This window comes from Aquisalimonas lutea (assembly GCF_030409225.1).
Lineage (GTDB): Bacteria > Pseudomonadota > Gammaproteobacteria > Nitrococcales > Aquisalimonadaceae > Aquisalimonas > Aquisalimonas lutea.
Genome location: NZ_JAUFPK010000007.1, coordinates 232,412 through 257,390, shown reverse-complemented (window position 1 = coordinate 257,390; position 24,979 = coordinate 232,412). Strand labels below are relative to the sequence as shown.

Genomic DNA, 24,979 nt, shown 5'->3' with positions numbered 1-24,979 from the left:
GGAGGATGCATGCACATCAGGAAACTGCCGGCCCTGCTGCTCGGGGTCGCGCTGGCCACGTCGGCCGGTGCCGAGATCTACCGCTGGACCGACGATAGCGGGCAGGTGCACTACGGCGGCAACCCGCCGGCCAATGTCGACGCCGAGGTCGTGGACAACCCCGCCCGGGAGCCCGCCGGTCAGGGCGGTGAGGACGAGCCCCCGGCCGAGACCGCCGAGGCGAAAGACGGCTCCGGCGACGAGGCCGCCGACGGCGACGCGTCCGGGCAGGACGGCGACAGCGGCGAGCAGGCCGGCAGCAACGCCGAAGGGGAGAGCAACCCCCAGCTGGCGGAAGCCTGCGATACGGCACGCCAGAACGCCGAAGTGTTCGGGGACGAATCCGTGCGGCGGGTGCGCACCGAGGACGGCGAGGTGGAACGCATCACCCCGGAGCAGCGTGAGCAGCGCCTGCAAGAGGCGCAGGCGTTCATCGAGGAGCACTGCTGAGCCGCCGGCCCTGCGGCCGGCTGCCCGCTTGAGCCCCACCACTGTCCCGGCCGGGCGGTGGTGGGGTATTCTGTGGCGCCGGCCCCGGCGCCGCCGGAGCCCACACGAGACCAACAAGGACACGATACGGCCGATGCGACTTTCCCGATTCCCCCTGTCCACGACCAAGGAGACCCCGGCCGACGCGGAGATCGTCAGCCATCAGCTGATGCTGCGCGCCGGCATGATCCGCAAGCTGGCGGCCGGGCTGTATACCTGGATGCCGCTGGGCCTGCGGGTGCTACAGCGGGTCGAGTCCATCGTGCGCGAGGAGATGAACCGCAGCGGCGCCGTGGAGCTGCTGATGCCGGCCGTGCAGCCGGGGGAGCTGTGGCAGGAGACCGGGCGCTGGGACAAGTTCGGCCCCCTGCTGCTGCGCTTCCGGGATCGCCACGAGCGGGATTTCTGCTTCGGTCCCACCCACGAAGAGGTCATCACCGACCTGATTCGCCGGGAGATCCGCAGCTACAAGCAGCTGCCGCTGAACCTCTACCAGATCCAGACCAAGTTCCGCGACGAGACGCGGCCCCGCTTCGGCGTCATGCGGGCGCGGGAGTTCCTGATGAAGGACGCCTACTCGTTCCACCTCGACGCCGAGTCCCTGGCCGAGGAATACCAGGAGATGTATGACGCCTACACCCGCATCTTCCGGCGCACCGGCCTGACGTTCCGCGCCGTGCAGGCGGACTCCGGGGCCATCGGCGGCAGCGTCTCCCACGAGTTCCACGTGCTCGCGGAATCCGGCGAGGATGCCATCGTCTTCTCGGACGGCAGCGACTACGCCGCCAACGTCGAGCTCGCCCCCGCGCTGCCGCCGGCCGGCGAGCGTCCCGCTCCGGGCGGCGCCATGACCACCGTGGACACCCCCGGCGTGCATACCATGGACGATCTTGCCGCCAGCCTGGACGTGCCGCTGTCGCGCTGCCTCAAGACGCTGCTGGTCCGGGGCAGCGAGGCCCCCGTGGTGGCGCTGCTGCTGCGCGGCGACCACAGCCTCAACGAGCTCAAGGCGGAACGCCATCCCGCCGTCGCCGAGCCCCTGACCCTCGCGGATCGCGACACCATCCGCGCCGCAGCGGGCTGCGAGCCGGGCTCGGTGGGACCGGTGGGCCTGGATGTGCCCCTGGTCGCCGACCACGCCGCGCTTTCCCTGGCGGATTTCGTCTGCGGCGCCAACCGCGACGAGCAGCACCTGCGCGACGTCAACTGGGGGCGGGATCTCCCCGAGCCTGAGAGCGCGGATCTGCGCGAGGCCGGCGCCGGGGATCCGAGCCCCGACGGGCAGGGGAAGCTGGGCGTCGCCCGGGGCATCGAGGTCGGCCACATCTTCCAGCTGGGCACCCGCTACAGCGAGGACATGAACGCCGCCGTGCTGGACGACGACGGCAACAGCCGCTTCGTGCACATGGGCTGCTACGGCATCGGGGTCTCCCGCGTGGTCGCCGCCGCCATCGAGCAGAACCACGATGCCAACGGCATGATCTGGCCGGAGGCCATCGCGCCGTTCACGGTGGCGGTGGTGGGCATCAACATGCACAAGTCCACCCAGGTGGCGGACACGGCCGAGCGCATCTACCGGGCCCTGCTGGATGCCGGCATCGACGCCGCACTGGACGACCGCGAGGCGCGCCCGGGGGTGAAGTTCGCCGACATGGAGCTCATCGGCATTCCGCACCGCATCGCTGTCGGCGATCGCGGCCTCGAGCGCGGCCAGGTGGAATACCGCGGACGCAGGGATACGGACAGCCAGGAAGTGGCCGTTGACGATGTGGTGGCCCACGTTCGCAGCCTGCTGCAACGATAGCGCCGGCGGGAGACGACGACGCCACCGGGGCCGGATCCTGGCCGCGGCGCTGCTGCTGGCGTGCTCGCTTCTGGCAGCAGCGGCCGTCCCGGCGCGGGAACCGGTGGACCCGGAGCTGCGCGCCCGGCTGAAGGAGGCGGTGGCCCGCTCCGAGAGCTTCGAGAACCGCTTCGCGGCCCAGGTATGGCTCATGGACATGAGCCAGCGCCTGGAGCCGCACATCCGCGATCACGGAGAGCGCCTGGAGCTCCTGCGGCAGGTTCACGCCGAGGCCCGCCGGGCCGACCTGTCGCCGGAGCTGGTCCTGGCCGTGATCCAGGTGGAGAGCAATTTCAACCGCTTCGCCATCTCGTCGGCGGGCGCCCGCGGGCTCATGCAGATCATGCCCTTCTGGCTGGAGGAGATCGGCCGGCCGGACGCCAACCTGTTCCGCGTGCGCACCAACCTGCGCTTCGGCACCACCATCCTGCGCTACTACCTGGACCGAGAGAACGGCGATCTCACCCGCGCCCTGGCCCGCTACAACGGCAGCACCGGGCAGGTGTGGTACCCCAACCGTGTCTACCGCGCGCTGAACCAGCGCTGGTACCGGCAATAGGAACGAACCGGGTATAGCCAGATCACCCGGTATCGGAGCGCGGCAGCCCCCCGACCACGTGCCCTTCCTCGTCGAGCTCCGGGTACGCCAGGCCCTGGCGGCGGCAATAGCGGGCGATCTTCGGCTGCATCCACTCGAACAGCGTGCGGCGGTAGGTCTCCGGGTCCAGCCGGCAGCGGTCGTAAAGCCCCGCCGCCGCGCGCTGGCGCTGCGCCTCGAACAGGATCACCGCCGCGGCCACCGAGACGTTGAGCGACTCCGTCAACCCGGCCATGGGGATGCGCACGTGCTGGTCCGCGCGCGCCACCGCCTCCTCGGGCATGCCCTCGAGCTCCCGTCCCAGGATGACGGCGCTGGCACGCGTGTAGTCCACGGCGCGGAAGTCCACCGCCCCGGGGGACGCATGCGCGGCCAGCAACTGGAACCCCGCACCGCGGAGCTCGTCCAGCCCGGCGGCGATGTGCGCATGCTGGCGCACCTCCACCCAGCGCGTCACGCCGGCCGATGCAGTGCGGCGGATGGCCAGGCGGCCTTCCTGCCCCATGCTGTGGAGCAGCGGAACGCCCACGGCGTCGCAGGTGCGGATCACCGCCGAGACGTTGTGCTCCTTGTGGACCCCGGCCATGACCACCGTGAGATCCGGCTGGCGCAGCTCCAGGGCCCTTTGCATGCGCTGCAGACGAGTCGCGCTCATTGCTCGTGGGTTCCTTGCGTGTCACCGCGTGCGTACCATTCAGGGCTCCGGGGCGTACCGGCCGGTCTGCACCGGATCGCCGGGCCGGGCACCATTCTACGACACACGGGATTCTGTCATGGCAAACGTACTCATCGCGGGTTGCGGCGACCTGGGCAACGGCGTCGGCGAGGCGCTGGCGTCGCAGGGGCACCGGGTCTGGGGGCTGCGCCGGCGCCCGGAACACGTCCGGCCGCCCGTTCAGGCCCTGGGCGGTGATTTCTCCCGGCCCGACGGGCTCCCGCAGCTGCCCCCGGGGCTCGACACCGTCTACTTCATCGCCACGCCCGGCCGCTTCGACGACGAGGCCTACCGCCTCGCCTACGTCGAAGGCATGCGCAACCTCCTGCGCGCGCTCGCCGACCAGGGGCAGGCGCCGCAACGTCTCATCATGGTCAGCAGCTCGTCCGTCTACGGCGTCACCGACGGCAGCTGGGTGGACGAGTCCACCCCCGCCGAGCCCACCGGCTTCTCCGGAAGCCGCCTGCTGGAAGCCGAGGAGCTGCTGCGCTCCGCCCCCTGGCCCGGGGTCGTGATCCGCTTCGGCGGTATCTACGGCCCCGGCCGCAACCGCATGCTGCGCAAGGTGCGCGGCGGCGAGGCGGTGGTCACCGATCCGCCCCAGTACAGCAACCGCATTCACCGGGACGACTGCGTGGGCGCCCTGGTGCACCTGTTCGGGCTGGAGCAGCCCGCACCGCTGTATCTGGGCGTGGATTCCCACCCGTGTCCCCAGGTCGAGCTCACCGACTGGCTCGCCGAGCGCCTCGGCCTGCCCAGGCCGCCGCGCACCGCCGGCCCCGCCGGCGGCATCCGCGGCAGCAACAAGCGCTGCCGCAACGACCGCCTGGTCGCCAGCGGCTACCGCTTCCGCTACCCGGACTACCGCGCCGGCTACGAGGCGATCCTCAGCTCGTCTTGTTGACGACGATGTTGGGGAACCGGCTGCCCTGCTCCGACGACTGCTGGGACAGCTTGGCACCCACGCGGCGCGCGATGCCGCGATAGGTCTCGGCGCTGGGGCCGTCGGGATCCGCGATGACGGTGGGCTTGCCGCCGTCCGCCTGCTCGCGGATGTGGAGGGCCAGCGGCAGCGAGCCCAGCAGGTCCACGCCGTACTGCTCGGCGATCCGGTCACCGCCGCCGGCACCGAAGATGTGCTCCTCGTGGCCGCAGTTGCTGCAGATGTGGGTGCTCATGTTCTCCACGATGCCCAGCACCGGCACGTTCACCTTCTCGAACATGCGCAGGCCCTTGCGGGCGTCCAGCAGGGCGATGTCCTGGGGCGTGGTGACGATCACCGCGCCGCTGACCGGCACCTTCTGGGACAGCGTGAGCTGGATGTCCCCGGTGCCCGGCGGCATGTCCACCACCAGGTAATCCAGGTCCTGCCAGTTGGTGTCCCGCAGCAGCTGCTCCAGCGCCTGGGTCACCATGGGCCCGCGCCAGACCATGGGCGTCTCCTCGTCGATGAGAAAGCCCGAGGACATGACCTGCACGCCGTAGTTGGTCAGCGGCTCCAGGGTCTTGCCGTCCTTGGAATCCGGCTTGCCGGTGACGCCCATCATGCGCGGCACGCTGGGCCCGTAGATGTCGGCGTCCAGGACGCCCACCCGGGCCCCCTCGGTGGCCAGGCCCAGGGCGATGTTCACGGTGGTCGTGGACTTGCCCACGCCGCCCTTGCCCGAGGCCACGGCGATGATGTTCTTCACGCCCTTCACCAGGGAGGTGCTGCTCTGGGTGCCGTAGGTCTCGATGCGGGAGCTGATGTCGACGGCCACCTCCTGGACGCCCTCGAGGCCCTGCACCGCCTCCTGCACGGCCCGGCGCAGGTCGTCCTGCCACCGCTTGGCCGGGAACCCCAGGACCAGGCCGATGCGCACCTTGCCGCCGTCGATGCCGATATCGTCGACGCAGCGGGCGGCAACCAGATCCTTCCCCAGGTGCGGCTCCACGTACTCCTGCAGACGGGCTTCCACATCCGCCCGGGTGATCTCGCTCATACGAACCTCCAGCATGCCCCGGCCGCGGCGTGCTCTTGCGTTCCCGGGCCAGGTAGTATTTGCTTGGTGCTGTCTCAGCCCGCTACCGGGAGAGCATCCGCCATCATGATACCGCATCGCACCGCGCTCTTGGCGTTGCTGTTGCTCCTGGCGACCACGGCGACGGGCGCCGATCCGTCCGGTGATCAAGCCCTGCTGGAGGCGGTGCGCGACGGCGATGCACGCAAGGTCGAGCAGCTCCTGGAGGCGGGTGCCTTCCCGGAGGCCGCCACGGCCTCGGGAGAGCACCAAGGCAAGACCGTGCTCATGTGGGCCGCCGACCGCGGCCATCGGCGCATCCTGCAGCTGCTGCTGGACGCCGGCGCCGCCGTGGACGCGCAGAACCCCAAGGGCGGTACCGCGCTCATGTACGCCGCCGTCCGGGGTCACGAGGAGGCGGTGCGCATGCTCGTGGGCGCGGGCGCCGACCCCGGCCACACCGTGCGGCACGGCTGGAACCCGGTGCTGCTGGCCGCCGCCAAGGGATTCGACGACACCGTCGCCGCCCTGGTGGAGCTGGGCGCGGATCACGACCCCCGGGACGTCTACGGCTGGACGCCGCTCATGCGCGCCGCCCAGCGGGGCGACCGGGAGATGGTGCGCACGCTGCTGGAGCTCGGCGCCGACGTCGATGCGCAGGACGAGGCCGGCAACACCGCGGCGACCATCGCCCGCCGCACCGGCAACCACGAGGTCCTCGAGCTGCTGCGTGACGCCGACGCCTGACCGATGTCTCGTCAGGTCCCGGCGTCGTCCTGCGGCTCGCCGCCGGTGGCCGCCCCGCAGCGGACCACGTTGCGGCTGAACCCGCGCAGCGGCACGACCCGGGCCTCGCCGCGGACCCGCGCCTCCGGCTCGGCGTTCGGATGCTCCAGGCGCAGGCGCTGCTCGAAGGCGTCGAAGAAGCGCTGGAACAGCTCGCCGCCCAGCGTGCCGCGGGCGTACAGGGCGCCGTCGTCACGGTCGTGCTCCAGCAGCACGGCCGCCAGCGGCTGATCGGCGGGTCCGGACTCCACGGCGCCCCCGGCATAGGGATTGTAGACGCTGTTCTCCGCGCAGCAGGTGATCCGGCCCTGCCGGCCGCCGCCGTCCGCCGGCCGGAAGCCGATATAGCTTACCTGCTGCGTGGGGTAGGCCATCCGGTGGGCGCAGATCGCCGAGAACGCGACGATGGAGCTGCCCGGCCCGACGCCTCCGGGCCAGTCGTAGGTACCGCCGTCGCGGGTACGCAGGCCGTTGCGGCCGGGGACGGACTCGCCCAGGTCCAGCAGGAAGCACGGGGTGGCAGTATACGGATAGTGGAAGATGTAGTTGCGGCCGGCTTCCAGCGCCGACGGCCGCAACGGCTCGCCGCGCCGGTCGACGAGCTGCACCGTGTCGTACTCCCGGGGTGTGACCTCGCTTGCGGCCAGCAGCCAGCCCGGCCCGGCCCCGAGACACCCGATTCCGGCCGCACAGACCTGGACGAAGCCGCGTCGTCGCATGAACCCCTCCTCGCACGAGGGCCATCCCGGGCCGGACGGCGCGGGCTACGCGGGCCCGGGCCCGACACGGATATCAGTCGGCCTCAATGACACCGCAGGCGAGCCGCGAACCGGCGCCGCCGATGGGCTGCGTCCGATGGTCGTCCCGGCTCTCGTGGATGACCAGGGCGCTGCCGTCATCGTCCAGGACCGCGGCGCCCATGATCCCGCCGTCCAGGCTTACGCGCTCGTTGAACACCTCCACGCGCGCCGTGCCGTCGTCGTGGACGTAGAAGTTCGGCAGGTCACCGGCGTCCGGCCCTTTCTCGTTCAGGAAGCCGTGCTCCACGCCTTCCGGATTCACGTGGCCGCCGGAGGCCTGGAATCCCTCGCCGGCATCGTCACAGGCCCCCGTGCGGTGGATGTGCATCGCCTTCCAGCCCCCGGGCAGCCCCGACACGTGCAGCTCGATGACGACGCCGGCCGGCCCCTGCCGGAGGTGCGCCTCGCCGATGGACTCGCCGTCGGTATTGATGATCTCGGCGCTCGCGGACGGATGCTCGTCGGCCGCCAGGGGCCCCGCCAACGGCAGCAATCCGGCCGCACAAACAAGAAGGAGATGGCGTGCCTTCATGATCATACCTCCGGAATGCGCTGGTTTGCATACGCCGTAAAAGGCTCCTGCACCGTAAGCATAGCCGGCAAGGGCCTAGGCACAAGCAATGGCCCGGCTCCGGGAGGCGGCAGTGCCGTCACTCGCGCAGGCGGGGGATGAGCGAGACGAAGTTGCAGGGCTGGTGGCGCCGGTCCAGCTGCTGCCGCAGTATGCCGTCCCAGGCAGTGGCGCAGGCGCCGCTGGAGCCCGGCATGACGAACACCAGCGTGGCATTGGCCACGCCGCCCACCGCGCGGGACTGGATGGTGGAGCTGCCGATCTCCTGCCAGGACAGCTGCCGGAACAGCTCGCCGAAGCCGTCCACCTCCATGTCCAGCAGCGGGCGCACCGCCTCGGGCGTGGTATCGCGGCCGGTAATCCCGGTGCCCCCGGTGGTGAGGACGACCTTGACCGCCTCGTCGGCGATCCAGCGGGAGACGATGGCCCGTACCTGATAGATGTCGTCGGGCACGATGGCGCGCTCGACCACCCGGTGGCCGGCGGCCGCGGCCCGCTCGGCCAGCAGGTGGCCGGACTTGTCGTCGGCCTCGGTGCGGCTGTCGGAGACCGTGAGCACGGTCACCGGCAGGGACACGAACCCCGTTGCATCGGCCTGGAGCTCATCGGTCGCCATGCCCGCCCCCGTCGTCCGGCCCGGCGACTCCGGCGGTGGCCAGGGGCGTTCCGTCCTGGTAGCCGCGGGAGCCGTCGGTGTAGAAATCCTCCTTCCATACCGGCAGACGCTCCTTGAGGGTATCGATGGCGTACTGCCCGGCGCTGAACGCATCGCCGCGGTGGGCGGAGCGTACCGCCACGAGGACGCTCGTCTCGCCGATGCCGAGCTCGCCGATGCGGTGCACGATGCGGCACTCCGCGACTCCGAAGCGCCGGCGGGTCTCCTCTTCCAGCTCCTCCAGGACCCGCTCGGCCATGGGCTCGTAGGCGCTGTAGCGCATGCCGGCCACGCCGCGGCCCTGGTGGTGGTTGCGCACCGTGCCGCCGAAGACCACGAAGGCGCCGCAGGTGTCGTTCTCGGTGTCGCCGAGCAGGCTCGCGACATCCAGTGGCTCGCGGGTAATCCGCTGCATTCAGCTGCCCTCCTGCGTGCCCATGGCGCCGCCGCTGACCGGCGGCAAGAGAACCAGCGGGCGGGTCGGATCCACCGGATCCGCCCGTCGCACCAGCGCATCGCCCTGGGCGCAGGCCACCCGCGGCAGATGCTCCGACAGGGCCGGCACCTGCCCGCGCAGCCGTTCCAGGACCTGATCCACGGTCACGGCGTCGTCCACCAGCTCCACCTGCAGCGAGCGGGTGCCGGCGACCTGCTCGAGAACCCCGTAAAACTGCACGTCCAGCATCAAGCCTCCCGGGTAACAGGGGTGCTGCACCGATGGTACCGAGTATGCCACACGCCACCGGCTGCTGCCGTGCCCGGGGCGTGTGTTATCGTAGGAAACTCTGACCAACGTGGTGAAGCATTATGGAACTCCAGGACCTGGTCGACACCTTTGAATTCCTGGACGACTGGGAGGACCGCTACCGGCTGCTCATCGACATGGGCCGGGAGCTGCCCGAGTTCCCGGACGAGGCCCGCATCGAGGACAACCGCGTGGACGGCTGTACCAGCAACGTGTGGCTGATCACGGACGTGGAGGACGGCGACCCGCCGCGGCTGCACTTCCGTGCCGACAGCGACGCGTTCATCGTCAAGGGCCTGGTGGCGGTCCTGCTGAAGGCCTACTCGGGGCGCACGCCGCAGGAAATCCAGGACACGGACATCGAGGGGCTGTTCGATCAGCTCGGCCTGGGCAAGCAGCTTACGCCCAACCGGCGCGACGGCTTCTTCGCCATGGTCCGCCGCATCCACGGCCTCGCCGACGAGTACAGCACCGCCAGGGCCGCCCACGCGTAACGGCTTGGCGCCCGCGCCCGGCGCCAAGCCCGCAGCCGATCAGCTCCTTCCGGTGGTCAGGACGATCTTGCCCGTTGCCTGACGGCTCAGCAGGGCGTTGAGCGCCTCGCCCGCCCGCTCCAGGGGATACGTCTTCCAGACATGGGGCTTGAGCCTGCCTTCGCCGTGCAGCGCGAACAGCTCCTGGAAGTTTCTGGCGTTGTCCTGGGGCTGGCGGCGCACGAAATCCCCCCAGAACACGCCCACGACGCTGGAGCCCTTGAGCAGGGGCAGGTTCGCCGGGATCTTCGGAATGGTGCCGCTGGCGAAGCCGATGATCAGCAACCGGCCGTTCCAGTTGATGCACCGCAGCGCCTGCTCGCAGGCCTCGCCGCCGACCGGGTCGTAGATCACGTCGGCGCCCTTGCCGTCGGTGAGCGCCTTGACCTGGTCCTTCAGGCTGCCCTCGGCGTAGTTCACCAGCTCGTCGGCACCGTGCTCGCGCGCCACCTCGAGCTTGTCGGCGGAGCTCGCGGCCGCGATGACCCGCGCACCCATGGCCTTGCCCAGCTCCACGGCAGCCAGGCCGACGCCACCGGAAGCGCCCAGCACCAGCAGCGTCTCGCCGGCAGCCAGGCTCGCGCGCTGCTTGAGCGCATGGTAGGACGTGCCGTAGACCATGGGGAAACCGGCGGCGGTGACGTAGTCCATGCTCGCGGGCATGGGCAGCACCCGGTCGGCGCCGATGACCACCTCCTCGGCGAAACCGCCCCAGCCGGTGAGCGACATGACCGGATCACCGACATTGAGATGCTGCACGCCGCTGCCCACCTCCAGCACCTCGCCGGCGACCTCGGAGCCGGGCGAGAACGGCAGATCCGGCTGGATCTGGTACTTGCCCTGGATGATGAGGGTATCGGGGAAATTCACGCCGCAGGCGTGGATGCCGATGCGCACCTCGTTCTCCCCCACCGCCGCACTCGGCGCCTCGTCCACCACCAGCGACTCCGGCGGCCCGTGCTCCTTGCAAAGAACTGCTCGCATTGTCTCCTCTCCTCTCTAAGATCCTGTTCAATGTCACTACCAGGTGCCGGGGGCGCAGCCAGGCCTCGCGGCCGCCCTGCTCGGCGTACCCGCGAGCCACCCCGGCAGAATATGCCGCGCCGGCGGTCGGGCGCGTCGGTCGCGGACCGTCTGCGGCCAGGACGGCCGCAGTCGAGCCTACAGGGACGTATTCACGGCGTGTCCGCGACCGACGTGGCCGACCGCCGGCCCAAGCCCGGAGCCGGCTCCGAGCCCTCCGGGAAAACCTCCGTTCACTCGTCCTGCGCCCGGATCACCAGCTTGCCGAAGTTCTCCCCGCGGAACAGCATCATCAGGTGCCCGTGGAAATCCTCGATGCCGTCCACCACGTGCTCGCGGGCATGCAGCCGGCCCTCGCCGATCCATTGCGCCATCTCCCGGGCCGCCTCGCCGTAGCGGCTGGCGTAGTCGAACACCACGAAGCCTTCCATGCGCGCCCGGTTGACCAGCAGCGACATGTAGTTGCGCGGCCCGCTCAGTGAGTCGGTATTGTTGTACTGGGAGATCGCGCCGCACAGCACCACCCGGGCGTTGAGCCGCAGCCGCGCCAGCGCCGCCTCCAGGGCCTCGCCGCCGACGTTGTCGAAGAACACGTCCACGCCCTTGGGACAGGCGCGCTTGACGCCATCGTGGATCGACTCCGCCTTGTAGTCGATGACGTCGTCGAAACCCATCTCGCGGGCCAGGTCGCACTTGGCCCGGCCGCCGGCGATGCCCACGGCGGTGCAGCCGCGGATCTTCGCGATCTGCCCCACCGTGGCGCCGACCGCCCCGGCCGCCCCGGAGACCAGCACCACGTCGCCTTCCTGCGGCCGCCCCACCTCGAGGAGCCCGAAATAGGCCGTCATGCCCGGCATGCCCAGGACCCCGAGATAGCGTTCCAGCGGCGCGATGGACGGGTCGACGCGGGTCACGCCCTTGCCGTCGGACACGGCGTAATGCTGCACGCCGAACATGCCGGTGACGTAGTCCCCCGCGGCGAAGTGCTCGTTGTTCGAGCGCACCACCCGGCCCACCGCGCCGGCGCGCATGACATCGCCCAGCTGCACCGGCTGGATGTACGAGCGACCCTCGTTCATCCAGCCGCGCATGGCCGGATCCACCGAGATGTAGAGCACCTTGACCAGCATCTCGCCGTCGCCCGGCTCCGGCACCGGCGCGTCGGCCACCTCGAAGACCTCCGGGTCGGGCTCGCCCACCGGACGCTGCGCCAGTCGTACCTGCCGATTCGTTTCGCTCATGACGTCTCCTCGCGTTTGCTTGACCGCGCCCGGCGGGCGCGTCAGAACCAGTCCTCCTGCATGCCCAGGCAGGTGTCATCCAGCCGGCACAGGAGGCGACCCTGCTGCTCGATGTGCGGCAGCTCCCAGTCCACGTAGTACCGGGCGGCCTGCAGCTTGCCCCGGTAGAAGCCCTCCTCCGCCCCGGATACGCCGTCCGCCAGCGCCGCCGCGGCGACACGCGCCTGGCGCAACCACAGCCAGGCGACCACGAACCGCCCGACGAGATCCAGGTACACGGACGCGTTGGCGAGCACCCGCTCGGGGCCGTGGGTGGCGAACGCCTCGCCGAGGGTGTCCGCGGTCGCCGCCACGGTCGATCGCGCCTGCCGCAGCGCGTCGGCCAGCGGTGCGGCCGTCTCCAGGCCCCGGGCCTCGTCGATGGTCGCATCCACCCGGGCCAGCAGCGCCCGGAACCCGGCGCCGCCGTTGTGGTGCATCTTGCGGCCCAGCAGGTCCAGCGCCTGGATGCCGTTGGTGCCTTCGTGGATGGGGTTCAGCCGGTTGTCGCGGTAGAACTGCTCCACCGGGTAGTCCCGGGTGTAGCCGGAGCCGCCGAGGACCTGGATGGCCAGGTCGTTGGCCCGGCAGCCGTACTCGGCCGTCCAGGCCTTGACCACGGGGGTGAGCAGGTCCAGCAGCTCCTGGGCCTCCCGGCGCTGCTCCGGCTCCGGGGCGGTGGTGCTGTCGTCGAACAGCGCCGCCGCGTACAGGCACAGCGCCATGCCGCCCTCGGCATAGGCCTTCTGCGCCAGGAGCATGCGGCGCACGTCCGGGTGGCGGATGATGGCGACCTGCGGCCCCTCGCCCTTCGCCGTCACGGGCCGGCCCTGGGGACGCTGCCGCGCGAAGGCCAGGCTGTGGAGATAGCCCGTGTAGCCGAGCATGGCAGCCCCCACGCCGACGCCGATGCGCGCCTCGTTCATCATGTGGAACATGTAGGCGAGGCCCTTGTTGGGCTCGCCCACCAGGTAGCCGTGGCAGTCGCCCCGGTCGCCGAAGTTCAGCACCGTGGAGGTGGTGCCGCGGTAGCCCATCTTGTGCAGCAGGCCGGCCAGGGCGACGTCGTTGTCCTCGGCCGGCTCGCCGCGCTCGTCCAGGCGGTAGCGCGGCACGATGAACAGCGAGATCCCCTTGACCCCCGGCGGCGCCCCCTGGATACGGGCGATGACCATGTGGACGATATTGTCCGTGATGTCCTGGTCGCCGCCGGAGATGTAGATCTTGTTGCCGACGATGCGGTACGTGCCGTCGTCCTGCGGAATCGCCCGGGTGCGCAGGTCGCCCAGCGACGAGCCCGCGTGGGGCTCGGTCAGCGCCATGGTGCCGGCGAAGCGCCCGTCCAGCAGCGGCGGCAGCCAGCGCGCCTTCTGCGCCTCGCTGCCGTGGGCCCGGAGCAGGTTGCCGGCGGCGATGGTCAGCATCGGATACGCCGTGGTGGCGATGTTGGCCGCGTAGAAATGCGCCTGGCAGGCCTGCTGGATCAGCGCCGGCAGCTGCATGCCGCCGGCGGCGGCATCGTGGTGGGCCGCCAGGAAGCCGGCCTCGGCGTACGCCCGCCAGGCGGCCTTGGTCTCCGGGATGGTCCGGGCGCGGCCGTCGACGAACGCCGGCTCGTGCTCGTCGCCCTTGCGGTTGTGGGGCGCGAACTGCTCGGCGGCGATCTGCCGCGCCGTCTCCACGGCCGCATCGAAGGTCTCGCGGCCGTGCTCGCGGTAGCGCTCGCGCTGGATCAGGCGCTCGGCATCCAGGACCTCGTAGAGCTGGAAATCCAGATCACGACGACAAATCAGCGTTTCGTCCATTGCGCCCTCCTGCGGCCGGGGCCGTCGACTGCGTTGTCGTCCATGGGGCTCTCCCCCGGCGGCTTCACGTCTCCGCAGCCCCGTTCAGGGCCGCGTCCACGAAGGCGATCATGCGGTCAGCGTAGTCGTCCACGCCGATTCCGCGACGCCGGTACTTCCAGCGCTTGAGGTACCACTCCTGCAGCAGCGGCTTGATCAGCGCCGCCGTGAGGCCCGTGTCGCGCACGGGGAAGACGGCCTGCGCGACGCCCTCGTCCAGAAGATCCGCGATCAGCCGCTCGGTGCGGAGCTCGCCGGCGATGGTCTGCTCCCGGGTATCGCGGTCGAAGTGGCGCGACTCCATGTAGGAAAAGTAGAACCACGGCTGCATGACCTCGGTGATATAGACGTGGGTGCGCAGCACGTGATGCAGCCGCTCCCGCGGCCCGGTCAGCGCCTCCGGGATGCGCAGGGTATGGTCCACCACCACGTGGCCATAGGTGAGAATCATGCCCAGCAGCCGTTCCTTGCTCTCGATGTACGAGTACAGCGAGCCCATGCTGATGCCGGTGGCCTCGCTGAGATCCCGTACGCTCATGGCCTGGAAGCCGTGGCGGTTGCTGATCTCCAGGGTCTTGTCGAAGATCGCGGCCAGCTTGCGGACGACCACCGATTCCTTCTTCACGCGGATGGCTTCCTGGTGCCGCGCGAACACCTCGCGGATGTAGTCGTCCCGGCGGCTGCACACCTGCCGGTGGAACGCGGGATAGCCTGCATGGGCCGACGGCGTGGTCATCGGAACGTGATCATCTCGGCGCGGTCGGGGTGTTCCAGGTGCGGCACGCTGTTGAAGTCCAGCAGGCTGATGCGGCCGGAGCGGCCGATGCGCAGGCGCGTCAGGGAGCTGTTGTAGATGGTCCAGCCCATGCGCACCGCCATGGCGCTGTCCAGGCCGAGCACGCGGGCGAGCAGCACACCGATCACCCCGGCCGATGTCACCACGCCGATCCGCGCCCCCGGTACCTGCTCGGCCAGCAGCTCGTCCAGCGCCCCCTCGCAGCGCTCGCGGAACGCGCTCCACGGCTCCAGGCCCTCCGTCGGCGTCAGGCGGTTGTCCACCCAGGCCATCATGGCCTCGGTATAGAAACGCTGGAACACGCGCCGGTCGCTGTTGAGCACGTCCCGGTCGGGCATGCTGTCCGGGTCCTGCTCCCGCAGCCGCCGGGCCCACGCCCGCAGCACCGGCTGATGGGCGAACTCGTCCAGGCACGCGGACTGGCGCCACTCCGGGGCCAGCTCCCCGCTCATGAGAATGCCCGCGGTACTGCGCTGGCGATGCAGAAGGCCGCAGTAGATGACGTCGAACCGCAGGCCGAGCGCGCGCCAGTGATCGCGCAGCAGCAGCGACTGCTGCCGCCCCGTCTCGGAGAGGCGATCGTAGTCATCGCTGCCGAAGGAGGCCTGGCCGTGCCGGATCAGGTGGATTTCGCCCATGCTCCCTCTCACGTTGCTTCCCTTGGCCCGCTTATCGAGCGAGCGCTCGCTCTATTTTTATCGCATTCCGCCCCGGCGAACAAGCCGGATCTCACCCCGTCACGCGGTCACGCAGGTACACCGGCACGGCATCCCGCGCCGCAACGACGTCACCGCGCTCCAGGCGCTCGCGGGCCAGGGGAATCAGGTCCCGGGCATCCGGCAGCGCCTCCGGATCGAGCCGCTCCGGGCCCGGGCAGCGGGCCGCCAGGATCTCGCCGTAGGCGCCCCAGCCAGTGCCCACCCCGCCCCAGGCCTCGCCGGCACCGGCCTCCGGGACCGCTTCCGGCCGGCAGACGCGATCCGCGGCCGTCGCGCGCATGAGTGCACTCGCCTCCTCCAGGGCGTACTCGCCCCAGTAGACCTCGCCCATGCGCGCATCCATGGCCACGCGCACACGCGTCGCACCGAAGCGCCGGTGTGCCCCCTGTGCGAGCACCGCCAGGGTCGAGACACCGATCACCGGCAGGCGATGGGCCCAGGCGATGCCCTGCGCCACGCCCGCGGCGATACGAACCCCGGTGAACGCGCCGGGGCCGTGGCACCAGGCCACGCCGCCGAGATCCGCCACCTGCACGCCCAGCTCGGCGAGCACCTCGTCGATCATGGCCAGTACGCGGGCGGCGTGCCCGCGGGGGGCCACGGCATGGCGCCAGGCCTCGGCGCCCCCGGCGCCGGCGGCCACGGAACAGGCGTCCGTGGCGGTATCCACGGCCAGCACCGGCGGCCGGCGCGTCCCGGAATCAGCCATGAGCCCCTTCCTCCTGTTCATCCGGCATCTCGAAATCGAACTCGAGCTGGGCGTCCTCGGACTCCGGATCCAGCCCCGTCCAGTACTGGGTGGAATGGGTCGCCTGGGGTGCCGCCCGGTAGCGCTCCTGGGCCTCCACCTCGATGGATACGCCGACGCGATTGCGGTACCAGCCGAACGCGGCAACCAGCACGGCCACCACGGCGAACCCCAGGAACAGGCCGTGGGCACCGGTCCATTCCATGACCCGCGAGAGCACCACCGGCCCGGCGATCATCCCCAGGCCGTGCACCAGCAGCAGGGTAGCACTGGCCGGCACCCGCTCGTCCGGGGCCATGAAGTCGTGGGCCATGGCCAGGCCGAGGGCGTACAGGGTGAAGTTCGCGCCGCCCCAGAACACCACCAGCACGATCACCGTCCACAGCGGCTGATCCCGCAGGAACACCAGCGCCAGGCTGGCGAAGGCGACGATCAGCGCGACCACCATGATCACCCGGCGGCGATCGAAGTGGTCCGAGAGCCGGCCGATGAGGTACTGGAGAAACAGCCCGCCGAGGACCGCGGCGCCCATGAAGGTCCCCACCTCCCCGGCGCTGAAGCCCGCCTCCACGGCGAACACGGGCCCGAGCGCGAAAAAGCCGCCGTTGGTCCCGCCCGCGCCGAACGCGGTCACCGTGGCCAGCGGGGAGATGCGGTAGAGCTGGCGCAGGCTCACGCGCCCCGTGGACCGCAGCTCCGGCGACGGCACCCGGGCCAGCGCCACCGGGATCAGGGCGGCGGCGAGCAGCATCGCGGCCACGCTGAACAGCTCGTGGCTGGACACGTCCCCCAGCCCCAGGGCGAACTGGCCCAGGCCCAGGGCCGCGGAGGTCACCACCACGTAGACGCCCAGCACGCGGCCGCGGACCTCCCGGGGCGTGCGATCATTGAGCCAGCTCTCCGCGACCATGTACAGGCCGGCGATGGCGAACCCGAACATGATGCGCATGCCGGCCCACAGCCACGGATCGACGTGCAGCCCGTGGATCAGGGCGGCACACGCGGCAACCGCCGCCAGGGCAGCAAACACCCGGATGTGGCCGACCTTCTGGATGATGCGGTCGCAGAACAGCGTGCCCAGGACGAACCCCACGGAGTAGCAGGCCATGACCAGGCCGACGGTGGTCGCCGACACCCCCTCGACCCCCAGCCGCACGGACAGCAGGGTGCCGAGCAGACCGCCGCCGAGCAGCAGAATGCCCACGGAAGCCAGTAGTGCCGCCAGCGAGGCCAGCGTCGGAAGCATGGTCACGAACCTTGACCCACCCGGTGCGGGTCGCCTGTGCCGGAAACGCGTCAGGCGGGAATCGTCCGCCGCCATCCGCCGCGAGTCAATCGCCGACGATCGCCCGCTTCGAGCCGTTGCCGAAGCGGCCCGACCGGCTCCCGGAATGCGCCGAAATCCACCGGCAAATCAAAACCCTACCCGAACAATAATGGAACAAAAACAACCAGCTAGGCTTGACTCCGGGACCCCGGCGTGGTTTACTTCCCGCGGAATACAAACCGAGAGGCCAATCGTTGGCTGACCTGACAACACCTCGACCGGCAGCGTCGGCGGGTGGTCCTGGATGTCTGCTCGCGCCTTCGGCGGAAGGCCTGTCACCGCGGATTTTCCCCTTTTTCCCCTTGAGCAACAGCTGGTACCGGACCGCATCGGCGGTAGCGGGCGATGATGCGTCCCGCCTGCCGCGTGCGGCACGGAGCCCGTGCTGATCCTTGCCCAACGCTTCCGCCACTCGAAGGCCAAGGGGGTCCATCGTGAACGAGCCATCCAGCAATACCATCCGCTTCCGTAACCCGGGCACCGACGACGGCGCCGCCATCTGGCGCGTGGTCCGGGATTCCGGGGTGCTCGACCTGAACTCCGCCTACATGTACATGCTGCTGGCGCGGGAGTTCGCCGACACCTGCGTGGTCGCCGAGCATCGCGGCGAGGTGGTCGGCTTCGTTACCGGTTTCCGGCCGCCGCAACGCCCGGACAGCATCTTCCTGTGGCAGGTCGGGGTGGATGCCAGCATGCGCGGCCAGGGGCTGGGCAAGCGGCTCCTGACGGCCTTCCTGCAAAGTCCCGGGGCGCAGGGGGCCAGCATGCTGGAGACGACCATCTCGCCGTCCAACGAGGCGTCCCGGGCCCTGTTCACCGCGGTCGCGCGCGAGCTCGGCACGGACATCCGCGCCGGCGAGGGATTCCGCGCCGACCAGTTTCCGCCGGAAGGCGATCACGAGGCCGAGGACTGGTACTTCATCGGCCCCTACGCGTCTTCCGCACCCAGTCAACTCAAGCCGTGAGGAAAGACTCATGACCATGGACTATATGGACGTTATCAGCCAGCACGAATCGGAAGTCCGCAGCTACGTGCGCGGCTTCCCCACCACGTTCGCCAAGGCGAGCGGCTCGTACATGTACGACACCGAGGGCCGGGCCTACCTGGACTTCTTCGCCGGGGCCAGCGTCATGAACTACGGGCACAACCACCCGGAGCTCAAGAAGGCGCTGATCGAGTACCTGAGCGAGGACAACATCACCCACAGCCTGGACATGGCCAGCGTCGCCCGGGCGGAGTTCCTGGAGGCGTTCAACCGCCTCATCCTCGAGCCCCGGAACATGCGCTACAAGGTCCAGTTCCCGGGGCCGACGGGAACCAACGCCGTCGAGACGGCGCTCAAGCTGGCGCGCAAGGTCAAGGGGCGGGACACCGTCATGGCGTTCACCAATGCCTTCCACGGCATGACCCTGGGCTCGCTGTCGGTCACCGGCAACGGCTTCAAGCGCCAGGGCGCGGGTCTCACCCTGGACAATGCCTCGCACATGCCCTTCGACCACTACATGGGGCCCGGAACCAACACCCTGGACTACATCGACCGCATGCTGGCCGACTCCGCCTCGGGCATCGACCGGCCGGCGGCGGTGATCACCGAGACCGTCCAGGCCGAGGGCGGCGTCAACGTCGCCGACCTGGAGTGGCTGCGGGGGCTGGAGAAGCTCTGCCGCAAGTACGACATGCTGCTCATCGTCGATGACATCCAGACCGGGCTCGGCCGCTGCGGCTCCTTCTTCAGCTTCGAGGCGGCCGGCATCAGCCCGGACATGGTGACGCTGTCGAAATCCCTGAGCGGCTACGGCCTGCCGCTGGCCGTCACCCTGATCAAGCCGGAGTACGACATCTGGGCGCCCGGTGAGCACAACGGCACGTTCCGCGGGCAGAATCCGTCGTTCGTCACCGCCCGGCGCACCCTGGAGCTGTTCTGGTCCGATGACGCCTTCGAGCAGGAGATCGCCCGCAGGGGCAAGCGCATGGCCGAGTTCCTGGAAGGCCTCGCCCAGCGCTATCCCCAGGCCCAGGGCAGCCGGCGCGGCCGCGGCATGATGCAGGCCATCGAGTTCGGCCACGTCGAGCTCGCGGAGAAGATCTCCGAGATCGGCTTCCGGCACGGGCTCATCATCGAGACCGCCGGCACCGACGACCAGGTCCTGAAGCTCCTGCCGCCGTGCACCACGGAGGACGCGGACCTGGAGAAGGGCCTGGCCATCATCGAGAAGAGCCTGGTGGAAGCCATGGACGAGCTGGGGATCAGCCGCGACCGGGCCGCCGGCGAGTAGCACCGCCGCGACACGAGCCGACGGTGGTGCAAACCGCGCCGCCGTCGGGCACCATGGGGATGCGCTCGTTCACTCCCATTCCAGGAGACTGAGACCAATGAAGATCGTCAACATCGAAGACATCAAGGGCACCGAACGGGAAGTCCAGGGCGAGGGCTGGACCAGCTATCGGATGCTGCTGAAAAAGGACGGGATGGGATTCTCTTTTCACGAGACCATCATCCCGGCGGGCGCCGAGCTGCACCTGTGGTACAAGAACCATCTGGAGGCGGTGTACTGCGTCGCCGGCAACGGCAGCATCGAGAACAAGGCCACCGGCGAGGTGCATCAGATCCACGACGGCGTCCTCTACGCGCTGGACCAGCACGACGCGCACATCCTGCGCGGCGGCACCGCGGACATGCGCCTGGTCTGCGCCTTCAATCCTCCCGTAACCGGCCGTGAAACCCACGACGCGGACGGTTCGTATAACCTGGTCGAGGACTGAACCACAAGCGACGCCCCGCCCTCGGGCGGGGGTCGCGATACCACGTCCGGTCGGGGCTGAAGCCCCTCCCATATCCTGTGGCCTGCTCGGCGCGCGCCGCCATCCCTCCTACGCGCTCGCCTCGACGGCGACCCGCTCGACGCGTACGGCGCAGTACTTGAACGCCGGGATCTTGCCGTAGGGGTCCACCGCCGGGTGGGTGAGCACGTTGGCGCAGGCCTCGCGGAAGTGCATGGGAATGAACACGCTGCCGCGCGCCACCCGGTCGTCGACGCGGGCGCGAACGCGGATGGTGCCGCGGCGGGAGGTCACCGCCGCCCAGTCGCGGTCGCCGATGCCGTAGGCCGCGGCGTCGTCCGGGTGCATCTCCACGAACCCCTCGGGGCTGATCGCGTGCAGCGCCCGGGAGCGGCGCGTCATGGTACCGGTGTGCCAGTGCTCCAGGACCCGGCCGGTGTTGAGCACCAGGGGGTACTCCGGATCCGTGGGCTCCACCGGCGGCGACGGCTGCGCCGGCACCAGCAGCGCGCGCCCGCGCGGGAAGGTCTCCTGGAAGACGATGGGCTCGCCCTCGGAATGCTCCGGATCCGGACAGGGATACCAGCGCCCGCGGGAGCCGAGCACCGCATGGCTCAGGCTCGCGTAGCTGTTGGTGCAGCCGGCGAACTCGTCGAACACCGCGGCGACGTCCGGGTAGTCCATGGGCAGCCCCATGCGCTCGGCGATGTCGCGGATGATGTGCCAGTCCTGGCGGGCCTCCCCCGGCGGCTGGAGGGCCTGGCGGCCGACCTGCACGCGGCGGTCGGTGTTGGTGAAGGTGCCGGTCTTCTCGGCGAAGGCGCTGCCCGGCAGGATGACATCCGCGAACTCGGCGGTCTCGGTGAGGAAGATGTCCTGCACCACCAGGAAGTCGAGCCGGGCCAGGGCCTTGCGCACCTTCTCCACGTCCGGATCGGAGACGAAGGGGTTCTCGCCCAGGATGTACATGCCGCGGATGGCGCCCTCCAGCGCGCCGTCGGTGATCTCCGTCACCGTGCGCCCGGGCGACGGCGACAGGGGGCGCCCCCAGAACGCCTCGAAGCGGGCCCGGGCCTCGGGGTCGGCGACCTTCTGGTAGTCCGGGTACATCATGGGGATGAGCCCGGCGTCCGAGGCGCCCTGGACGTTGTTCTGCCCGCGCAGCGGATGCAGGCCGGTACCCGCGCGACCCGTGTTGCCGGTGATCATGGCCAGGGCGATGAGGCAGCGGGCATTGTCCGTCCCGTGGGTGTGCTGGGAGATACCCATGCCCCAGAACAGCATGGCGGCGCGGGCCCGGCCGAACAGCCGGGCCGCCTCCGTGATGCGCTCGGCGGACACCCCGCAGAGCTCCGCCACCGCCTCGGGCGGGTACGCCGCCACGTTGTCGCGCAGCGCCTCGTAGCCCTCCGTGCGCTCGGCGATGAACGCCTCGTCGACCAGGCCCTCGCGGATGATGACGTGCATCATGGCGTTGTAGAAGGCCACGTCGGTCCCGGGGCGGATCTCCACGTACATCGCCGCGTGGTCGGCGATGGCCGGTCGCCGGGTGTTCACCACCAGCAGCTCGGTGCCCCCGGCGGCGGCCTGCTTCATGAACGTCGCCGCCACCGGGTGGTTCTCCGTGGGATTGCAGCCGGTGATCAGCGCCACGTCCGCCCGGGCGATGTCGCGCACGATATTGGTCACGCCGCCGGAGCCGATGCCCTCCAGCAGGGCCGCCACCGACGACGCGTGGCAGAGCCGGGTACAGTGATCGACGTTGTTGGTCCCGAAGCCGGCGCGCACCAGCTTCTGGAACAGGTAGGCCTCCTCGTTGGAGCCCTTGGCGGAGCCGAAACCGGCCAGGGCATCGCCGCCGTCCCGGTCCCGGATGCCGGCGAGGCTGCCGGCGACGCGCTCCAGCGCCTCCTCCCAGGTGGCCTCGCGGAAATGCGGCAGAACGGTCTCCGGGTCCACCGGGCCGCCGGGGCGCCGCGGCCCGCGATCGTCCCAGGACAGCGCGCCCTTGGGATAGGCGTCCTCGCGCCGGATCAGCGGGCGCGTCAGGCGGTGGGCATGGGTGGTGTAGTCGAACCCGTAGCGGCCCTTGACGCACAGCCGCCCGGCGTTCGCCGCGCCGTCCCGGCCGCGGGCCTCGACGATGCGGTTGCGCCCGGTGTCCACCACCCAGCTCAGGGCGCAGCCCACGCCGCAGTACGGGCACACGGACTCGACCACCCGTGCGGAAACGTTGGTGTCGGTCATGGCGTCTCTTCCTCCACCAGATGCAGACCTTCCAGCGCCCGGTTGGTCAGCGCCCCCGTGGGACACACGGCCTGGCACTCGCCGCAGGACACGCAGGTGCTCTCGCCCATGGGCACGTCCAGATCGAAGGCGATGCGCGTGGTGGCGCCCTTGCCGCTGCGGGTCATGACATGGTTGTGCTGCAGCTCGTTGCAGCCGCGGATGCAGCGGTCGCACAGGATGCACGCCTGGTGATCCACGGCGATCACCGGCGAGCTGGCGTCCCGGCGCGGCGCCTCCGGCGTGCGGCTGCCCTCGAAGCGGCTGCTGGTGACGCCGTACGCCCGCGCCAGGGCCAGCAGCTCGTCGTCGCCGGTGCTGGCCTCCCGGGCACTCGGGTCGGGATAGTCGGCCATGAGCAGCTCCAGCAGCATACGGCGGTTGCGCACCACCCGGTCGGAATCGGTGCGCACCTCCATGCCCTCCTCGCAGGGCCGCACGCAGGCGGCCTGGAGATTGCGCGCGCCGGTGTCCACGACGCACATGCGGCACACCCCCACGGGCCGCATGCGCGGGCTGTGGCACAGCACGGGAATGTCGATGCCCAGCTCCCGGGCGGCGTCCCACAGGCTGGTGCCCGCCGGCACCGTCACCGACCGGCCGTCGATGGTCACGCTGACACTGTCGCTCATGCTTCCTCCGCCCGCAGTCGTGCCGCCTCGTCCGGGAAATGGCGCAGCAGGCTCATCACCGGCGCCAGGGCGACCTGTCCGAGCCCGCAGATGGACGTCTGCGCAAGGGTCTCGTCGAGCTCCTCCAGCAACCGGGTGAGCCCCGCCTCCGGGCGCCCCTCCTGCGCCGCCTCGAGCTTGCGCACCGCCTGGGCCGAGCCGGTCCGGCAGGGCACGCACTTGCCGCAGGACTCGCGGCTGAAGAAGCGCACCTGCTGGATGGCCAGATCGAGCAGATCCCGCCCCTGCCCCACCACGAACAGGGCCCCGGAGCCCAGCCCGGAGCCGGCCCGGGCCAGGGCGTCGAAATCCACCGGTGTACCGGCCCGGTCCGCCGGCAGGAACGGCGTCGAGGCGCCGCCCGGCGAGAACGCGTAGAGCGCACGGCCGCCCGCCATGCCGCCGGCGCGCTCGATCACCTCGGTGATCGGCATGCCGGCGGGGACGCAGTACACGCCGGGCGCCGCCACGTCCCCGGAGACGGACAGGAACTTGACCCCGGAGAACCCCTCGCGGCCGCGGGCCTGCCAGCCCTCGACGCCGTCCTGGAGGATGCGGGGGATCAGGGCGAAGGTCTCGACGTTGTTCATGAGCGTGGGGCCGCCGTCGTAGCCGACCTGGGTCGGGAACGGCGGCTTGTTGCGGGGCTCCCCGCGCTTGTCCTCCAGGCCCTCCAGCAGGGCGGTCTCCTCGCCCATGATGTAGCCGCCGGGCGAGACGAAGATCTCCAGGTCGAAGGCGAAGCCGCTGCCGAGCACGCTGTCGCCGAGCACACCGCGTTCCCGCGCGCGCTCCACGGCCTCCTCCAGCGCCCGCCGCGCCGGCTCGTACTCGTGGCGCAGGTAGATGATGCCCCGGGAGGCGCCGATCACCCAGCCGCCCAGCACCATGGCCTCGATGATCAGGTGCGGCACGCGCTCGAGAAGCAGCCGGTCCTTGAACGTCCCCGGCTCGCTCTCGTCGGCGTTGCACACCACCGTCCGCGGCGTCCCCCCGGCCGCGCGGGTAAAGCGCCACTTGCGGCCGGTGGGAAACCCGGCGCCGCCCATGCCGCGGAGGCCCGAGGCCTCCAGGGTCTCGATCACCGCCTCCGGGCTGCCTTCCGACAGCGCGCGCTCCAGGGTTCCGAAGCGCTGGTCCGCCCCGGCATACGGGTCCACGGCGGAGGTCTCCGCCGGCGGCTCGGCGACCAGGGGCAGAGGCCGGTCGCCGGCCATGCCGTCGCGCAGCATGCCGGCGCCCCCGGACACGGGCAGCTCGCCGGCCAGTGCCGCCGGCGCCGCGTGGCACAGCCCCAGGCAGCTGACCGCCTCGACCTCCACGCCGCCGACACCCTGCAGGGCCTCCGCCACCTCGTCGGCAAAGCGGGGCCCGGCCCGCATGCGGCAGGCCACGTCGCGGCACACCGACAGCTTGCGGGGTGCACCGGGCTCGCTGCGGAAGGCGGGATAGAACGAGCGCAGCCCCTGCAGGCGATGGAGGGGCAGCCGCCACTCCCGCGCCAGCGCGTTCAGGCTTTCGTCGGTCAGGGCCCCGTGCCGATGCTGCAGGGCCATGAGCCGGTTCAGGAGCTCCATGGCGTCTCCTCAAGCGAGGGCGGACGGCACATCCGCCTGGATGCATCCAGAAAACCACGGCACACGACCCGGGTAAATAGCGCGGGACGGCACCGATCATGCAATCTGCGACAGGTGATACGCTTACGTGCACGACACCACGAACGACACCG

General features: G+C 70.4%; 26 protein-coding genes. 9 read left to right on the top strand and 17 right to left on the bottom strand.

Annotated elements, in window-relative coordinates:
• The first annotated feature begins 9 nt into the window (after positions 1-9).
• The 3 genes from QWY84_RS18915 to QWY84_RS18905 all read left to right on the top strand — a co-directional run bounded on the left by QWY84_RS18915 (position 10) and on the right by QWY84_RS18905 (position 2,930).
• Positions 10-489: a DUF4124 domain-containing protein gene (locus tag QWY84_RS18915; RefSeq protein ID WP_290204570.1), complete on the top strand. Its 480-nt coding sequence runs from the start codon at positions 10-12 to the stop codon at positions 487-489.
• Positions 490-622: 133 nt separating this feature from the next.
• Complete coding sequence (locus tag QWY84_RS18910; RefSeq protein WP_290204569.1) at positions 623-2,332, top strand: proline--tRNA ligase; 1,710 nt, start codon at positions 623-625, stop codon at positions 2,330-2,332.
• Positions 2,295-2,930 (top strand): lytic transglycosylase domain-containing protein, encoded by a 636-nt coding sequence (locus QWY84_RS18905; protein ID WP_353959915.1) that lies wholly within the window; start codon positions 2,295-2,297, stop codon positions 2,928-2,930. Before QWY84_RS18910 ends, QWY84_RS18905 begins: the two co-directional genes overlap by 38 nt.
• A 22-nt stretch (positions 2,931-2,952) precedes the next feature.
• Here QWY84_RS18905 and trmH read toward each other — a convergent pair whose 3' ends face one another.
• Positions 2,953-3,624, bottom strand: coding sequence for a tRNA (guanosine(18)-2'-O)-methyltransferase TrmH (trmH, locus tag QWY84_RS18900; RefSeq protein WP_290204565.1), 672 nt, complete (start codon positions 3,622-3,624; stop codon positions 2,953-2,955).
• A 118-nt stretch (positions 3,625-3,742) separates the two neighbouring features.
• On the opposite strand from trmH, the gene QWY84_RS18895 reads away from it, so the two are divergent.
• On the top strand, positions 3,743-4,588 hold the full coding sequence (locus tag QWY84_RS18895; protein ID WP_290204564.1) for an SDR family oxidoreductase: 846 nt from the start codon (positions 3,743-3,745) through the stop codon (positions 4,586-4,588).
• On the opposite strand, the gene apbC is transcribed toward QWY84_RS18895, so the two are convergent.
• Positions 4,572-5,666 (bottom strand): iron-sulfur cluster carrier protein ApbC, encoded by a 1,095-nt coding sequence (gene apbC, locus QWY84_RS18890; protein ID WP_290204563.1) that lies wholly within the window; start codon positions 5,664-5,666, stop codon positions 4,572-4,574. The two genes, QWY84_RS18895 and apbC, sit on opposite strands and share 17 nt — an antisense overlap.
• Positions 5,667-5,771: 105 nt before the next feature.
• Between apbC and QWY84_RS18885 the strand changes: the two genes are divergently transcribed.
• Positions 5,772-6,431: an ankyrin repeat domain-containing protein gene (locus QWY84_RS18885; protein WP_290204562.1), complete on the top strand. Its 660-nt coding sequence runs from the start codon at positions 5,772-5,774 to the stop codon at positions 6,429-6,431.
• 11 nt (positions 6,432-6,442) lie between these two features.
• Here QWY84_RS18885 and QWY84_RS18880 read toward each other — a convergent pair whose 3' ends face one another.
• The 5 genes from QWY84_RS18880 to QWY84_RS18860 form a co-directional block, all read right to left on the bottom strand.
• A complete protein-coding gene (locus QWY84_RS18880; protein WP_290204561.1) occupies positions 6,443-7,189 on the bottom strand; it encodes a Rieske (2Fe-2S) protein in 747 nt (248 codons plus the stop codon).
• A 73-nt stretch (positions 7,190-7,262) separates the two neighbouring features.
• Positions 7,263-7,802 carry a superoxide dismutase family protein gene (locus tag QWY84_RS18875; protein WP_290204560.1) on the bottom strand — a complete coding sequence of 180 codons (540 nt, stop codon included), beginning with the start codon at positions 7,800-7,802 and terminating at the stop codon, positions 7,263-7,265.
• A 118-nt stretch (positions 7,803-7,920) separates the two neighbouring features.
• Positions 7,921-8,457 (bottom strand): molybdenum cofactor biosynthesis protein B, encoded by a 537-nt coding sequence (gene moaB / locus QWY84_RS18870; protein ID WP_290204559.1) that lies wholly within the window; start codon positions 8,455-8,457, stop codon positions 7,921-7,923.
• Complete coding sequence (locus QWY84_RS18865; RefSeq protein ID WP_290204557.1) at positions 8,444-8,911, bottom strand: molybdenum cofactor biosynthesis protein MoaE; 468 nt, start codon at positions 8,909-8,911, stop codon at positions 8,444-8,446. The genes moaB and QWY84_RS18865 overlap by 14 nt, the downstream gene beginning before the upstream one ends.
• Positions 8,912-9,181: a MoaD/ThiS family protein gene (locus tag QWY84_RS18860; protein WP_290204556.1), complete on the bottom strand. Its 270-nt coding sequence runs from the start codon at positions 9,179-9,181 to the stop codon at positions 8,912-8,914. It lies immediately after the preceding gene.
• 122 nt (positions 9,182-9,303) lie between these two features.
• On the opposite strand from QWY84_RS18860, the gene QWY84_RS18855 reads away from it, so the two are divergent.
• Positions 9,304-9,735, top strand: a complete 432-nt coding sequence (locus QWY84_RS18855) for a SufE family protein (RefSeq protein WP_290204555.1) — start codon at positions 9,304-9,306, stop codon at positions 9,733-9,735.
• Between the two features lie 39 nt (positions 9,736-9,774).
• On the opposite strand, the gene QWY84_RS18850 is transcribed toward QWY84_RS18855, so the two are convergent.
• From QWY84_RS18850 to QWY84_RS18820, 7 genes are all read right to left on the bottom strand, one after another.
• Positions 9,775-10,758 (bottom strand): NADPH:quinone oxidoreductase family protein, encoded by a 984-nt coding sequence (locus QWY84_RS18850; protein WP_290204552.1) that lies wholly within the window; start codon positions 10,756-10,758, stop codon positions 9,775-9,777.
• 272 nt (positions 10,759-11,030) lie between these two features.
• Positions 11,031-12,038: an NADP-dependent oxidoreductase gene (locus QWY84_RS18845; RefSeq protein ID WP_290204550.1), complete on the bottom strand. Its 1,008-nt coding sequence runs from the start codon at positions 12,036-12,038 to the stop codon at positions 11,031-11,033.
• Between the two features lie 41 nt (positions 12,039-12,079).
• Complete coding sequence (locus QWY84_RS18840) at positions 12,080-13,882, bottom strand: acyl-CoA dehydrogenase (protein WP_290204549.1); 1,803 nt, start codon at positions 13,880-13,882, stop codon at positions 12,080-12,082.
• 64 nt (positions 13,883-13,946) lie between these two features.
• Entirely contained in the window at positions 13,947-14,657 is a 711-nt protein-coding gene (locus QWY84_RS18835; protein ID WP_290204547.1) for a TetR/AcrR family transcriptional regulator, read from the bottom strand.
• Entirely contained in the window at positions 14,654-15,355 is a 702-nt protein-coding gene (locus QWY84_RS18830; RefSeq protein WP_290204546.1) for a histidine phosphatase family protein, read from the bottom strand. The genes QWY84_RS18835 and QWY84_RS18830 overlap by 4 nt, the downstream gene beginning before the upstream one ends.
• A gap of 91 nt (positions 15,356-15,446) precedes the next feature.
• Positions 15,447-16,145 carry a tRNA (adenosine(37)-N6)-threonylcarbamoyltransferase complex dimerization subunit type 1 TsaB gene (gene tsaB / locus QWY84_RS18825; protein WP_290204544.1) on the bottom strand — a complete coding sequence of 233 codons (699 nt, stop codon included), beginning with the start codon at positions 16,143-16,145 and terminating at the stop codon, positions 15,447-15,449.
• Positions 16,138-17,430, bottom strand: a complete 1,293-nt coding sequence (locus QWY84_RS18820; RefSeq protein WP_290204674.1) for an MFS transporter — start codon at positions 17,428-17,430, stop codon at positions 16,138-16,140. Before QWY84_RS18820 ends, tsaB begins: the two co-directional genes overlap by 8 nt.
• A 515-nt stretch (positions 17,431-17,945) precedes the next feature.
• Here QWY84_RS18820 and ectA point away from each other — a divergent pair.
• From ectA to QWY84_RS18805, 3 genes are all read left to right on the top strand, one after another.
• A complete protein-coding gene (gene ectA, locus QWY84_RS18815) occupies positions 17,946-18,476 on the top strand; it encodes a diaminobutyrate acetyltransferase (RefSeq protein WP_290204542.1) in 531 nt (176 codons plus the stop codon).
• A 10-nt stretch (positions 18,477-18,486) separates the two neighbouring features.
• Positions 18,487-19,788, top strand: a complete 1,302-nt coding sequence (ectB, locus tag QWY84_RS18810) for a diaminobutyrate--2-oxoglutarate transaminase (protein WP_290204541.1) — start codon at positions 18,487-18,489, stop codon at positions 19,786-19,788.
• 97 nt (positions 19,789-19,885) lie between these two features.
• The gene (locus tag QWY84_RS18805) at positions 19,886-20,275 is read left to right on the top strand and encodes an ectoine synthase (RefSeq protein ID WP_290204539.1); all 390 of its coding nucleotides are present in this window, start codon (positions 19,886-19,888) and stop codon (positions 20,273-20,275) included.
• Between the two features lie 108 nt (positions 20,276-20,383).
• Here QWY84_RS18805 and fdhF read toward each other — a convergent pair whose 3' ends face one another.
• The 3 genes from fdhF to QWY84_RS18790 are packed head-to-tail and all read right to left on the bottom strand — an operon-like array spanning position 20,384 to position 24,827.
• Entirely contained in the window at positions 20,384-22,540 is a 2,157-nt protein-coding gene (gene fdhF / locus QWY84_RS18800) for a formate dehydrogenase subunit alpha (RefSeq protein WP_290204538.1), read from the bottom strand.
• On the bottom strand, positions 22,537-23,211 hold the full coding sequence (locus tag QWY84_RS18795; RefSeq protein WP_290204535.1) for a 2Fe-2S iron-sulfur cluster-binding protein: 675 nt from the start codon (positions 23,209-23,211) through the stop codon (positions 22,537-22,539). The genes fdhF and QWY84_RS18795 overlap by 4 nt, the downstream gene beginning before the upstream one ends.
• The gene (locus QWY84_RS18790; RefSeq protein WP_290204534.1) at positions 23,208-24,827 is read right to left on the bottom strand and encodes an NADH-ubiquinone oxidoreductase-F iron-sulfur binding region domain-containing protein; all 1,620 of its coding nucleotides are present in this window, start codon (positions 24,825-24,827) and stop codon (positions 23,208-23,210) included. Before QWY84_RS18790 ends, QWY84_RS18795 begins: the two co-directional genes overlap by 4 nt.
• Between the last annotated feature and the right edge of the window lie 152 nt (positions 24,828-24,979).